We start from the raw sequence: 12617 nt of genomic DNA, 5'->3' as shown, positions 1-12617 counted from the left end.
ACTGAAGAAGTTGGGGATACAACTCCCCAATTCTTGATGAAAATCATGTTCAGCAGCACGTTTTATGCTTTGACTGGAACATGATTTTGTAATTGATGGAAATTAGAACTTAATCAGATGTTCCTTAAAATCAATGGCAAAGCCTTTGTCGCCCTGCATAAAGAGACGGTGGTATTCAAACTGGCAGGGGACGAGCATGCAAAGGCGATTGCACTGGCGGATGCCGTCTTGTGGGACCCCTCAGGCAAAGGTCGTCCGATGAAAGAATGGGTGGCATTGACGGCAACGCACGGAAAAAAATTTCCTGCCATGGCGCAGGCCGCGCTTGAGTATGTGCAGTCTTTGGCCTGACATTACGATGAAAAAATCTTTCGTTCCTGCTTTGTTGCTTGCTGCCGGTTTTCTTTGTGATGTCGGGTATGCTCAAGTCAGTGAGACGCGCTGGGTTCATGGCTCCTGGGTTAATGTCCGCGCCAGACCGGAAGCCAATGCAGAAGTACTCACGCATCTGGTGGCAAATACGCAGGTGCAAATGGATGTCACTGCATCCAGCAGCATGTTCTGTGCCATCACCTGGGGCGAAGACCAGCATGGTTTTATTGCCTGTAATTTATTAGGTGACAGAGCTTTGCGCCTGGAAGACTTTGTAGATAGCTATCACCGGACTAGCGATAGCACTAATTATTTCCCGGCGCGCACTTTCTGGATGGCACCCAGCTTAAGCCGCCTGCAAGATGCTGGCGCTTATTTTCAGGAGACCATGCTCAGCCCACAACAAAAAGCACTGGAAACGGCAGACAGTAATTTTGTGTGGGAAAAACGGCCAGTGCTCAAGCGCTACCCTATCCCTGAATTTGAAGCTATGAAGCAGCGCATGATGGCCGGTATCATCGAACCGGCTTCGCCTTATTTCCAGCCTCCCGCTCCATGGGAAGAATTACTGAAGCTGGCAAAGTCTGAGGAATTACCCGGCAAAAAGACCACAGAAGCTACTGCCCGTTTGCATTCTTCCCTGTTCTATCCCGGCGTGCTGGTCATGTTGCGGCAACTGGATTTACCTGCTGCAGCACCCTCGTACTTCAAATCACTGGATGAACTGGGCAAGCCTTCCGCCAACCCTGAAGAACTATCCCGGCAATATCAGATAAGCTACGCGATCAAACCAGTCAGCGGACCATATTGGAATGAATACGAACCGGCGGGTAGCTATGTAATAGGCTGGTGGGACTTGGGCAAGGCCGATGTATTCCTGCAAAAACCGGTGATCAAAAACCTGCTCATGCTGGATGGCCGTGTCAAATCGATAAACTCAGATTTAAAATACAGCCTCGGTGTGGATAACTGCAAACAGGGTTTTCGTTTTATAGAATCTGAAGATCAGCCTGAACCTGTAAAAAGCCTGGCGCAAAAAAGGCTGGAAAGTTTGCAGGCCAAAACAAAAGATGAAGCGCTCTTGTATTTTTATACCCTTGGTCAATTAACCAGATTGCAGGGTCCTGCGAAAGTGACGACACAAGCGCCAGTCAAACTGCAATACGATAGCAAGGCAAAATCGAATACGCATGAGCATTTTTCTCAGGCCAGCATCACCAGCATAGATATTGACAATGATGGCGTTGCCGATTTTGTGATTGTTGAAGCCTGGCACCGCGGCATCATGCTCGATAGTGCCGTCCATCAGCCCGCTTACAGAGTGATATTCGCCAATGCGGGTGGACGCTGGTATTTATTCGACATTGATCAGTATCTGATCTGTGGTTGCTAAAACCTGTGTTGCAATAAACCTTCTGCCAGAAAATCAAATACCGTCCTGATACGCTTGCTGGACTTGAGTTCGCGATGCGTGGTCAACCATACAGGCAGGGACGGCAGTTCCTGTTCGGCCAGCACTTGTTCCAGTTCAGGATTTCGCTCGGCCAGCCAGCGCATGGCGATACCTATACCCAGGCCTTGCTGTATGGCTTGCCAGTTGACCAGATAGTTATCGCAACGGAAGTCGAAGAAACTGCGGTCTATCTGTATGCCAGCCGCGCGAAAGCCAGTGATAAACTGGTCGGATTGATCCAGCCCCAGCCAGCGAAATTTTTGCATCAGCGCCAGTGTAGCTGTCTGGTTTTTTGATGGCAGGACTGGCAAGCCTGCCAGATAATCCCTGTGTCCATACATGCCTATGGGCCAGTCTGTCAGGTGACGGGCAATCAGGGCAGACTGTGCTGGCCGTATCATACGTATGGCGATATCGGCTTCACGTTCCAGTAAATTGCTGACCTGGTTACTGGCCACCAGTTCTATCTGGATTTCTGGATGCAACTGCGCCAACTGGCGCAGCAAGGCTGGCAAGACGAAGCCGGACACCATCTCACTGGCAGTGATCCTGACCGTGCCGCGCAAACCATTATCCTGGGTCGCTGCAGCCATGCCCAGTGAGCGCGCTGCTGCCATCATGTAACGGGCTGGCTCGACCAGGTTTTCACCTGTGCTGGTCAATTTCAGGCCACGTGCCACCCTTTCAAACAAGGCTGCGCCTATGCTGCCCTCCAGCTCGGCAATCTGGCGTGACAGGGTAGGCTGGCTTAGGCCCAGCACCTCGGCTGCCCGTGTCAGCGAGCCCTGTTCTACGACCGCAACAAAGCTGCGTATCAGGTTCCAGTCAGTCTGGCTTGGGTCGAAAGTGAGTTTGGACATGTTATTCCATCATGAGGACAGGCAAAAGATACGCAAAAAAAGGCGAAAAAATACAGATCAAGGTATTCAAATTTGAATAGAACTTATGTATTTATGTCGATTGTAAATACATCCTGCCAGATTGAAAATGCCTGCATTACTTATTTTTTCTGAAACGCACATCACCGGAGCCTCTCATGAATTTTGCATCCAAAGCAAACAATGCTCAATCACCCTCAGTACTGGTACTTGGTGCCAAAGGCCGCCTCGGACAGGCTGCGGTGGAGGCCTTTGCCGCAGCAGGCTGGCGCGTAATTGCCCAGGCGCGCTCAGCCAGTCATGACAGGCCGGGGCGCAATATTGAATACCTGCAATGTGATGTACTCGACACCGCAAGCATACTGGCTGCCGTACCCATGGTGGATGTGGTGGTGCATGCAGTAAATCCTGACTATACCCGCTGGGACAGTCTGTTGCCACCAAGCACAGATGCCGTCATCCGCATTGCTAGCGCCACCCAGGCTTTGCTGATGGTGCCGGGCAATGTGTATAACTTTGGGGCTGATTTGCCTCCGGTGCTGGCAGAAGACACGCCTTTTGTCGCCAATACCCCCAGGGCGGCACAACGCATAGCCATGGAAGAGACTCTGGCTGCTGCCACCCAGCAGGGCTTGCGCTGCGTGATTTTACGCGCCGGTGATTTCATTGGCGGCACTGGCACCTGGCTGGACATGGCGATCACCAAGTCACTTTCCAAAGGTGTGGTTACCCACATGGGGCCAGATGATTTGCCACATGCCTGGGCTTACCTGCCCGATCTGGCCAGGATATTCGTGCGCGTTGCTGAGAAGCGTGATCGCTTGCCTGCTTTCGAGGTCATGCATTACCCTGGCATTACTGCCAGCGGCAAGGAAGTGCATGCCGCACTGGAGCAATTGAGTGGCCGCCCGCTCAAAGCCAAAGCCATGCCCTGGTTATTGATGCAGGCCATCAGCCTGTTCTCTCCCATGCTGCGCGCCGCGATCAAAATGCGCTACCTGTGGCAGCGTCCGCATCAATTGCAAGGTAAAAAACTGGAAAAATTACTTGGCAAGATATCGACCAGCAGTCTGCAGGATGCCCTGCGTAGCTATGTGAAGAAACCGCAAGCAGGCAAAGACTTCTTGCTGGAGGCCGGTACAGGCAAGCGAAGCTAATTTTGACGGGTGCAGGTAGCATGTTTGCTTATTTCTTGCGGAGGCCTGCTCTGCAAGAATTGCCATAGCGGAGTATATTCAGCTTTCTTTCTTGTTGATTGTGTATCGCAACCATGCCTGAAACCCGCACTATTATTATCGTTGGCAGCTCCAGAAGCACAGGTAATACTGCTGAACTCGCCATCGCTATTGCCAGCAAACTCAAAGCCAGTGTCATCGATCTTAATCAATACCAGATAGCCCCCTTTGATTATGAATTCAAGAACCGTGATGATGATTTTTTGACGCTGATGAAACAGGTACTCAGCTTCGACCGCATCATACTTGCGACCCCGATGTACTGGTACTCTCCCAGCGCCATCATGAAAACTTTCATGGACAGGATTTCTGACTTGCTGAAAGTCGAAAAAGACCTCGGGCGGCAATTACGTTCAAAGAAGGCCGCTCTGCTGGGCACAGGTTACGATGCCGTACCCGCCGCCTGCTTTGAGCAAGTGTTCCAGCATACTTTTGACTATCTCGGCATGGGATATGAAGGCATGTTGTATGCAAGCTGTCAGGACGATTTCATTCATGCCGAGCATGCGCTTGCGATAGAAAAATTCACGGAGGCCCTGCATGCTGAATGAAGCACAGCTGGAAGCTTATCTGCACAGGCTCGCTTATCAGGGCTCACGCAATGCTGATCTGGCGACACTGACTGCCTTGCATCAGGCGCATCTGCAAAAGATCGCTTTTGAAAACCTTGATATCAGCCTTGGCAACAAGCTGGATTTATCGACGGATGCCTTGCTCGATAAATTATTGTGGCAGGGGCGCGGTGGTTTTTGTTATGAACTGAACCAGGCCTTTGCACTACTGTTGGAAACCCTGGGTTTTGGCGTCAGCCGCTTGTCTGCCCGCGTCCATAATGGCAAAGACTATGGGCCGGACTTTGATCACATGCTCTTGCTGGTGCATGTGGATGGCCAGGATTATCTGGCTGATGTCGGTTTTGGCGATTGCTTCCGTACACCGCTGCAATTAGGTGGTGAAGGCGTACATGAACTGGGCTTGCACTATTATCTGGCAGCGGATGGGGATGCGCATTATGTGCTCATGCAGGCCAGGGATGGTGGTGTCGGGCATGCACAGTACCGTTTCAGTTTACAGGCTTATGCCATCGCTGCTTTTTTTAAGATGTGTACCTATCAGCAGACTTCACCGGCATCGCATTTTACGCAAAAGTCGATATGCTCTATTGCCACCGCCAAGGGTCGCATCAGCATATCCAATAATAAATGCATCATCACCGATGAGCATGGGCGGCATGTTCATACGATAAATGGTGAAGATGAATACATGGCCTTGTTGCTGAAGTATTTTGGGATGAAGTTGGCGGGGGATGTGGATGTTGGGAAGTTATTGGTAAGGCAGGCGTAGGAAGTAATTTTTCAAATCTTATCGTGTTTTGCACTACTTAACCCTATTATTTATCGCAAGCTTAGCTACGTCATTCCTGCGTGCTTTTGGCAGGAATCCAGCGGCGTTTGTGGCATACTGTAAGGTAAATTAATTTCAGATACATCATAATTGCATATCTGATTTTAATACCTCTATACGTTATTTGAGATTGCAGGCCGGGGGTAGCCCGGCAGCTACTCACCTTTTTTGCTTCGCCAAAAAAGGTAAGCGAAAAAAGGCGACCCAGGCGTAGCCGCCCCTACGGGGTTCCCGTTTGTGCGGTACAAAAAATGGGAAGATCCGAAACTCGCTTCGCTCAGACAGCGGCTCTTCTTTTTCCATTTTCTGTACCGCACAAACGGCGTCTACACATGGGAACTGCAGAAAGTCAAAATCAACTGCAACTGCAACTGCAACTGCAACTGCAACTGCAACTGCAACTGCAACTGCAACTGCAACTGCAACCACCCAACAGCACCATCAATCCAATTGCTGTTGATATTTCATGACGCCGCTATCAATCAACAATCCGCATCCTGAACTGCCTGCCCTTGATATTGGTACGGCTCAGCCTGTCTACCGTTTTTTCAGCGACCTGCCTGTCGATGGCGACGTAAGTCACAAATTCCGAGACATTGATTTTGCCTACCTGTTCTTTTTTCAAACCCAGGTCGGCAGTTAGTGCGCCGAGTAAATCGCCGGGGCGGAGTTTGTCTTTTTTGCCGCCCATGATGCAGATGGTCATCATCGGGGCTTGCAGGTCTCTTTCCGGGCCGGCTTCAATTGCGTGGATATCGCCCCAACTGACGGATTCACCCTGATATTCTTCTATCAGTTTGACCCACTTCTTTTCGCCCGGTGTAGCCAGGCTCAGGGCCAGGCCTTTTTCGCCAGCGCGGCCTGTGCGGCCTATGCGGTGGATGTGGACTTCGGTGTCTTTGGAGACATCGACATTGATGACTGCCCCAAGGGTTTGTATGTCGAGGCCGCGGGCAGCGACGTCGGTGGCGACGAGGACTGAGCAGCTTTGATTGGCGAAACGTATCAAGACCTCGTCGCGGTCACGTTGTTCAAGGTCGCCATGCAAGGCCAGGGCGCTGATGCCCTGGGCATGCAATTCTTCTGTCAGTTCGCGGCAATGGATCTTGGTATTGCAAAAGGCAATCGTGGATGTCGGCTGGTAATGATGCAGTAGCGTGGCGACAGCGGTATTGCGTCCTTCTGGTGTGACCAGGTAAAACATTTGCTCGATGTGATTAGCGGCATGCTGGGATTCAACTTTGATCTCCACCGGGTCGCGCAGCAACTGCTCACTGGCCTGGCGTATATCATCCGGGTAGGTTGCCGAGAACAGCAGGGTTTGCCGGCGCGTGGGCGTGGCGGCGACGATGTCGTAGATATCATCATAAAAACCCATATCGACCATGCGGTCGGCTTCATCCAGCACCAGGGTTTGTACGGTTTTCAGGTTGATGGTGTTGCGGCTGATATGGTCGATCAGGCGGCCAGGTGTGCCAACCACGATGTGGGCACCATATTCGAGCGAGGCAATTTGTGGGCGCATGGCCGTGCCACCGCACAGGGTGACGATCTTGACGTTTGGCATGGTCCTGGCCAGGCGGCGCAACTCATTGGCGACCTGGTCAGCCAGCTCACGCGTCGGGCAAATTACCAGGCCCTGCACAGCAAAATAAGTGGGATTGAGCTTGGCCAGCATGCCTATGCCAAAGGCGGCGGTCTTGCCGCTACCGGTCTTGGCCTGGGCGATCAGGTCTTGCTGTTGCAGGATGATGGGCAGGCTGGCTGCCTGTATCGCTGTCATTTCCTTGTAGCCCAGGCTGTCCAGATTGGCAAGCATGGGGGCGGATAGCGGCAGGGTATTGAAGGCGGTGGATTCTGACATGGATGTATTTTGTATGAAGACGACGACAGCAGGCCGCTCTTTCATGAGCAGCCCGGCGGATATGTCGTCATTGTAGGTTAAGCTGCCGCCAGCGTGGCGGGCTTTGAGGTATGAAAGGCTGAAAGTGGCTATTACTGCGTGTTTATGCAGGCCAGACCAGGTATTCAATGCCATTTTGTATAGAACCTATGACCAGAGCCTGGTTTTCGGCGCTTTCACAAAAGCTGGCGAGGGCACCGGCGGCAGTGATTTTATTGGTATTGAGCTGATCCAGCCAGTAATTGAAGCCAGCCTGGTCTGGTGTACGGTGCAAGACATTCTGGTAAAAATTGGTGACCAGCACGGTATTCGTGGGTTTAGTGCCATACAGTTTCTGGAATTCAGCCGACAGCATGAAACCCGCCGCTACCGTCGTCAGACTGGAACCCTGGTCCATATCATTGATCCAGTAACCCAGGCCTTTCAAGTCTGGCTTGCGGTCAAAGGCCGCCTGGTACAGGCGGTAAGCCTGCCCGGCAACGCCATTGATATCAAGGGCGATGTTTTCATCGGTAAAATGCAGGCGTTCTACGTTGACCAGGGTATCCGTGCCTTCAGTGCCAGTTTTGGCAGCGACTACCGCAGTGCCCCCTTTGACGCTGACGCTGTAATTCGTGTGCAGGCCATTGTAGATGGCGGTATCGAGGCCCAGGTCGCCATCAATTGCATCGTTGCCGCCGTTGCCTGTAAAACTGTTATTGAGCTTGTTGCCATACAAAGTGTCATTGCCAGCACCGCCTATCGCATTCTCTATATAAGCACCATAGGCAATACCTAGATTTTGCCTGCCATCGTAAGTTGGTACCGTGCCACCGGTGTAGCCAGGTGGATTGGGCGCAGATACCATGCGTATGTCAGAATAATTGCCGGGGGTAAGGTCAATCACGCAGCCGAGGGTAAAGTTGGCGACAGAAATGGTGTCATTGCCACCGGCATCCCAGATGGTTTTCAGAAAAGGGGTATTCGGATCGAAGGTATATGCATCGTCACCGGTCCGGTAACTGTTATTGGCACCATAGGCATATTGCATCGCAGCGATATCCAGCACCATCGGTGTTTCTGGCACGATGTATTTGAAGCTGAACGAGGGTTTGCCCGAGGCATCATAAGTAATGGTCCTGAACATGTCATTGGCTTGTTCCGTGTAAGACATGATGGAATATTGTGCCGTATCAAAGGCGGTGGGCAAGACTATGTCACCCTCGAAAGGGTGTTTGAGCCCGAGCGCATGACCAAGCTCGTGTATCAATGATGAATAATTGAAGGAACCTACGCTCCAGTTGGTATTGGTTTTATTGCCATTGCCAGACAGCCAGATATCTCCGCCAGACGGGTTGACACTGCTTGGTCTGTAGGCCCAGCCCCAGGCACTGCCGCCTGTCGATGTGGTGTCTGCGAATGAAGTCCAGGCAACGCGGATATTTCCTGCGCTGGTGTTGTTGTCAGCAACCTGTACAAACTGTATGTCAGCGACATTGGCCCAGGCCTGCATGGCAGCCTTGGTGGCGGTTTGCTGTTCCAGGCTGAGCGCCATGTGGCTGGCACCCGGTTCATTGTCCGGGGTGTAGCTGCTGGAACTGTTGCGTCCATAAAAATAGGATTCGCCCGCAGTCCAAGGGAAGCTATAGGTAACAACTGCACCATTCAGGCCACCCCATTTGATGCCATGGAGCAGCGCATCAAGCAAAGTGACGCCGGATAGCGTGAAGTTGGTGGTCTGGCCTGCATCGCTCGGTAATGGCATAGGAATATAGGTAAATTAACGGAGAATAGTCTTAGTATAGCCAGTTTGTTGCCTGAAACACAGCAATCACAGGCACATGAGTTCGCTTTGACAGTAACTTTTGTAAGCAAAATATACCGGGGACTGCATGCAATGCTGGTAAATAGGCCTCAGGCAAATTAAGCTACTAATTCCCCATTCAGGAGACATTTCATGATCCTTACCATCATCTTGCTTTTGTTCGCTGCCCTCTTGCTGTATGTCTCCACCAGGCCGGATCATTTTCGTATCGAGCGGTCTCTCGTATTCCAGGCCAGGCCTGAACAGATTTTCCCTCTGATTAATGATTTTCACGAATGGGAAGCCTGGTCTCCCTGGGAAAAAGCTGACCCGGCTGTACAGCGCACATACAGTGGTGCTACGCAGGGGCAGGGAGCGGTTTATGCGTGGAAGGGGAACAAAGACCTGGGCGAAGGCAAGATGGAAATCCTGGAAACCCGGCTGCATGATTACCTGCGCCTGCAAATCAACTTCTACAAGCCATTTGCTGCGCAAAACACTATCGAGTTCCGCCTTGAAGAAAAAGATGGCGGCACGGTCGTCAGCCATGCCATGTTTGGCCCCAGCAATTTCATGTCCAAACTCATGAGTCTGTTTTTCAGCATGGATAAAATGGTGGGTGGCAAATTTGATGAGGGCTTGCATAGTCTCAAAAGTATCGTCGAGAAGACCTGAGCAGGCTTGCCGCACGAACAGAACTATTTAAAGGACAGCATATGGCAAGACAGCGAAAATTCTATACCTGGTTATGCCAGCATAGTCTTGCCAGTTTTTTGTTGCTGACCCTGAGCTTCGTGGTGTTTGGCAAACTGTCTTTCGATATCGTCCACCTGTTCAGTGCCAATGCTGAGTATCTGCTCGACAATGGCTGGATAGGTCTGGTCGAAGGCGGCTTGCAGCAATTGCTCGAACTTATCTTCTCAGCCTGTGCTGCCATGGCTGCCTACATGCTGTTCAAACTCTGCGAACAGGCTTTGCTGGAACGCTTGCGTCACCGGCATGACTGACGCAGCAAACAGAATTGAGCAATACAGAACTGAGTAAGACAGAACTGAGCAAGAACTATCATGCGGCATCGCTGGAGGCTGTTTATTCTGCAGTCTGTCAGGGAGAAATCATTGAGTGAATCCAATTACCAACAGCGCATGCTGCGTGTGTTGCAGTACATCGATAGCCATCTGGATGAAGACTTGTCGGTGGAGCGTTTAAGTGCAGTTGCGGCTTTCTCAAAATTTCATTTTCACCGGCAGTTTTCTGAGTATTTTGGTCTGGCGGCATTTCGCTATGTACAGTTATTGAGACTTAAAAAAGCCATGTATGAACTGGCATTTCGTAGCCATAAACAGGTGATCCATATCGCGCTGGATAATGGCTATGAAAGCAGTGAAGCTTTTTCCCGTGCTTTTAAAAAAAGCTTGGGACTGAGCCCGTCGCAATTCAGGAAACAGCCTCGGTGGGACAACTGGCAAGACAGCAATTCAACCTTGATCCAATTGAGAGAACAGCATATGCCCATGACTTATCAACACAGCGATGTACGCATCATCACCTTCCCTGAAACCCGTATCGCCGTGCTGGAACACCGCGGCGCGCCCGGCTTGCTGCCCAACAGCATCCAGCGCTTTATTGCCTGGCGCAAGCTCAACAAACTGCCGCCCAGCGTTAGCGCGACTTTTAATCTTATCTATGACGACCCTGAGCAAACACCCGCTGCCGATTTTCGCTTTGACCTGGCAGCGGCAGTCACTGCGCCAGTAGCAGAGAATGAACATGGTATCGTCAACAAGACTATCCCCGCTGGTGAATGTGCGGTAATAAGGCACACCGGCAGTGATGCTGAATTGGGAAATGTCGTGCGCTTTTTGTATAACAGCTGGCTGCCACAAAGCGAGCGCAATTTGCGCGACTTTCCTCTGTTCTTCCAGCGCATCAGCTTTTTCCCTGACGTGCCTGAACACCTGATGGTGACTGACATCTTCCTGCCCTTGCAAAAATAGGCTTACAGATCAAGCACCAGTTCACCAGCTTGTGCCCGCGATACACAGATGCAGATGCGGTCTTTTTGCTCTGCTTCTGTCAACACCGTATCCCTGTGCAGTGCTTGTCCACCCAGCAGTTTCACGGCACAAGTGCCGCAATTGCCGGTTTCGCATTCTGCTTGCGCTACTACACCATGGGCGCGTACGGCTTGCAGAATAGTCTGGTCAGCGCGGACATGGATGACTTTTTTACTGCGTGCCAGCTCCACCCGTATCTCTTCGTCCTGGTTTGATTTTTGTACCGCAAATCTTTCATAGCGCACTTTTTGCGGATCTATGCCCAAGGCCGCAGCAGCATTCAACGCAGCAGCGATCATGCTGGCTGGGCCGCAGATATAAAACAGGCTGTCCTGGCCTGCTTTTTCCATGATGTTGTGTATATCCATGCGCTGCTGCTGATCTGCCGCATACAGATGCAACGAGGCACCCAATTGGATTTGCAACTCTGCACGATAGGCCATTGCATTGAGCGTGCGGCCTGCATAGTGCAAAGTGTATGGCCGCCCCTGCGCTGACAATTGTGCAGCCATGGGTTTGATGGCGGTGATACCTATGCCCCCAGCGATCAGCACGGCGGGTGCTGCATGCGCGTGCAATGCAAAGTCATTACGTGGCAAATCACAATGCAAATGCATGCCCAACGCATAAAGATCGTGGACTGCCATGGAACCACCACGGCCTTCTGGTTCGGCCAGCACGGCAATTTCGTAACAGTCAGCTGGTCCACCAGCAGAACTGATGGAGTACTGTCGTGTAGCCGCCTGCCCGTCTGCCAGCAAGACGGGTACCCGCAAATGTGCACCCGCACTCACCGCAGGCAAATCCTTGCCTGCAGGGTCACGCAATTCATAGGCGCGGATGCGCGGGCTGAGTTGGCGTACGCCTGTGATGACCAACTCCAGTGGGCCATTGCCAAGGATGGTGGGTTTTGCAGGTGCGGTCTTTTGTGTTATCTGTTCTTCCAGTTGGCGTTTCTCAGCCAGCAGCTTCGCCAGCATGCCTTGCACCTCCTTTTCGCTAAACCTGGGGGTGATATGTTGCGGGCAATTCCACTCCACGGCTTCTACCGTAATGACAACGGCACGCTCGACACGGGCGCGGTAGCCAGGCATTTCCAGCCTGGCGATCAGGCGCACATCATCCTCTTCATGGACAATTTTGGCATGGCCCCATATCTTCATGCGGCGGCGGCGGGCATAGTCCATGAGTATCAAGGATACCCTGTCGCTGGCAAACAGATTGCCTACGCTCAGGTATTGCGCATTTCCAGAAAAATCTGCATACGCGATGGTCTTGTTATCGAGGATTTTAAGAAAACCGGCTGGGCCACCACGGTGCTGCACATAGGGCCAGCCGTTTTCTGAAATCGTCGCCTGGTAAAAGCTGTCACGGGCGACGATAAATTCCATGTCCTGCGCTAGCAGGGAATCGCGTTTTTCTTCCACCAGTTCAAAACCACGATTGGCTTCGCGGCTGCCATACATGCTTTGTGCGGCTTTGACACTGGGGGTAAAACTGATATCGGCAAATGCGCGTGACATGATGATTTC

General features: G+C 51.7%; 13 protein-coding genes. 9 read left to right on the top strand and 4 right to left on the bottom strand.

Features of this window, described 5'->3' with window-relative positions:
* Positions 1–117: 117 nt before the first annotated feature.
* Positions 118–351, top strand: coding sequence for a hypothetical protein (locus ACO0LL_RS20135; protein ID WP_422952603.1), 234 nt, complete (start codon positions 118–120; stop codon positions 349–351).
* Positions 352–358: 7 nt separating this feature from the next.
* Complete coding sequence (locus tag ACO0LL_RS20130; RefSeq protein WP_422952602.1) at positions 359–1765, top strand: hypothetical protein; 1407 nt, start codon at positions 359–361, stop codon at positions 1763–1765.
* On the opposite strand, the gene ACO0LL_RS20125 is transcribed toward ACO0LL_RS20130, so the two are convergent.
* Positions 1762–2685 (bottom strand): LysR family transcriptional regulator, encoded by a 924-nt coding sequence (locus ACO0LL_RS20125; RefSeq protein ID WP_422952601.1) that lies wholly within the window; start codon positions 2683–2685, stop codon positions 1762–1764. The genes ACO0LL_RS20130 and ACO0LL_RS20125 overlap by 4 nt on opposite strands.
* A gap of 176 nt (positions 2686–2861) precedes the next feature.
* Here ACO0LL_RS20125 and ACO0LL_RS20120 point away from each other — a divergent pair, with 176 nt between their 5' ends.
* The 4 genes from ACO0LL_RS20120 (at position 2862) to ACO0LL_RS20105 (ending at position 5812) form a co-directional block, all read left to right on the top strand.
* Positions 2862–3860 (top strand): NAD-dependent epimerase/dehydratase family protein, encoded by a 999-nt coding sequence (locus ACO0LL_RS20120; protein WP_422952600.1) that lies wholly within the window; start codon positions 2862–2864, stop codon positions 3858–3860.
* Positions 3861–3973: 113 nt separating this feature from the next.
* A complete protein-coding gene (locus ACO0LL_RS20115; RefSeq protein ID WP_422952599.1) occupies positions 3974–4489 on the top strand; it encodes a flavodoxin family protein in 516 nt (171 codons plus the stop codon).
* The gene (locus ACO0LL_RS20110; RefSeq protein ID WP_422952598.1) at positions 4479–5282 is read left to right on the top strand and encodes an arylamine N-acetyltransferase family protein; all 804 of its coding nucleotides are present in this window, start codon (positions 4479–4481) and stop codon (positions 5280–5282) included. The genes ACO0LL_RS20115 and ACO0LL_RS20110 overlap by 11 nt, the downstream gene beginning before the upstream one ends.
* Positions 5283–5674: 392 nt before the next feature.
* Positions 5675–5812, top strand: coding sequence for a hypothetical protein (locus tag ACO0LL_RS20105; RefSeq protein WP_422952597.1), 138 nt, complete (start codon positions 5675–5677; stop codon positions 5810–5812).
* 8 nt (positions 5813–5820) lie between these two features.
* Here the strand turns inward: ACO0LL_RS20105 and dbpA are convergent, their stop codons facing one another.
* Together dbpA and ACO0LL_RS20095 are read right to left on the bottom strand one after the other, a co-directional pair.
* Positions 5821–7206, bottom strand: coding sequence for an ATP-dependent RNA helicase DbpA (gene dbpA, locus ACO0LL_RS20100; protein ID WP_422952606.1), 1386 nt, complete (start codon positions 7204–7206; stop codon positions 5821–5823).
* A 142-nt stretch (positions 7207–7348) separates the two neighbouring features.
* On the bottom strand, positions 7349–8989 hold the full coding sequence (locus ACO0LL_RS20095; protein WP_422952596.1) for a DUF4214 domain-containing protein: 1641 nt from the start codon (positions 8987–8989) through the stop codon (positions 7349–7351).
* A gap of 192 nt (positions 8990–9181) precedes the next feature.
* Here ACO0LL_RS20095 and ACO0LL_RS20090 point away from each other — a divergent pair, with 192 nt between their 5' ends.
* The 3 genes from ACO0LL_RS20090 (at position 9182) to ACO0LL_RS20080 (ending at position 11025) form a co-directional block, all read left to right on the top strand.
* Entirely contained in the window at positions 9182–9703 is a 522-nt protein-coding gene (locus ACO0LL_RS20090) for an SRPBCC family protein (RefSeq protein ID WP_422952595.1), read from the top strand.
* A 41-nt stretch (positions 9704–9744) separates the two neighbouring features.
* Positions 9745–10035, top strand: coding sequence for a hypothetical protein (locus ACO0LL_RS20085; protein ID WP_422952594.1), 291 nt, complete (start codon positions 9745–9747; stop codon positions 10033–10035).
* 111 nt (positions 10036–10146) lie between these two features.
* Positions 10147–11025 (top strand): AraC family transcriptional regulator, encoded by an 879-nt coding sequence (locus ACO0LL_RS20080; RefSeq protein WP_422952593.1) that lies wholly within the window; start codon positions 10147–10149, stop codon positions 11023–11025.
* 2 nt (positions 11026–11027) lie between these two features.
* Here ACO0LL_RS20080 and ACO0LL_RS20075 read toward each other — a convergent pair whose 3' ends face one another.
* Positions 11028–12608, bottom strand: coding sequence for a 2Fe-2S iron-sulfur cluster-binding protein (locus ACO0LL_RS20075; protein ID WP_422952592.1), 1581 nt, complete (start codon positions 12606–12608; stop codon positions 11028–11030).
* Positions 12609–12617 lie beyond the last annotated feature (9 nt).

Source organism: Undibacterium sp. TC4M20W, assembly GCF_049340245.1.
Taxonomy (GTDB): Bacteria; Pseudomonadota; Gammaproteobacteria; order Burkholderiales; family Burkholderiaceae_D; genus Undibacterium.
The sequence above is the reverse complement of the archived record's forward strand: the minus strand, read 5'-3'. Positions and strand labels throughout refer to the sequence as shown.

What these genes read in the sequence shown, in the direction of transcription:
- ACO0LL_RS20135 (WP_422952603.1), top strand. Translation starts at nt 118, where the DNA reads ATGTTCCTTAAAATCAATGGCAAAGCCTTTGTCGCCCTGCATAAAGAG.
- ACO0LL_RS20130 (WP_422952602.1), top strand. Translation starts at nt 359, where the DNA reads ATGAAAAAATCTTTCGTTCCTGCTTTGTTGCTTGCTGCCGGTTTTCTT.
- ACO0LL_RS20125 (WP_422952601.1), bottom strand. Translation starts at nt 2,685, where the DNA reads ATGTCCAAACTCACTTTCGACCCAAGCCAGACTGACTGGAACCTGATA.
- ACO0LL_RS20120 (WP_422952600.1), top strand. Translation starts at nt 2,862, where the DNA reads ATGAATTTTGCATCCAAAGCAAACAATGCTCAATCACCCTCAGTACTG.
- ACO0LL_RS20115 (WP_422952599.1), top strand. Translation starts at nt 3,974, where the DNA reads ATGCCTGAAACCCGCACTATTATTATCGTTGGCAGCTCCAGAAGCACA.
- ACO0LL_RS20110 (WP_422952598.1), top strand. Translation starts at nt 4,479, where the DNA reads ATGCTGAATGAAGCACAGCTGGAAGCTTATCTGCACAGGCTCGCTTAT.
- ACO0LL_RS20105 (WP_422952597.1), top strand. Translation starts at nt 5,675, where the DNA reads ATGGGAACTGCAGAAAGTCAAAATCAACTGCAACTGCAACTGCAACTG.
- dbpA (WP_422952606.1), bottom strand. Translation starts at nt 7,206, where the DNA reads ATGTCAGAATCCACCGCCTTCAATACCCTGCCGCTATCCGCCCCCATG.
- ACO0LL_RS20095 (WP_422952596.1), bottom strand. Translation starts at nt 8,989, where the DNA reads ATGCCATTACCGAGCGATGCAGGCCAGACCACCAACTTCACGCTATCC.
- ACO0LL_RS20090 (WP_422952595.1), top strand. Translation starts at nt 9,182, where the DNA reads ATGATCCTTACCATCATCTTGCTTTTGTTCGCTGCCCTCTTGCTGTAT.
- ACO0LL_RS20085 (WP_422952594.1), top strand. Translation starts at nt 9,745, where the DNA reads ATGGCAAGACAGCGAAAATTCTATACCTGGTTATGCCAGCATAGTCTT.
- ACO0LL_RS20075 (WP_422952592.1), bottom strand. Translation starts at nt 12,608, where the DNA reads ATGTCACGCGCATTTGCCGATATCAGTTTTACCCCCAGTGTCAAAGCC.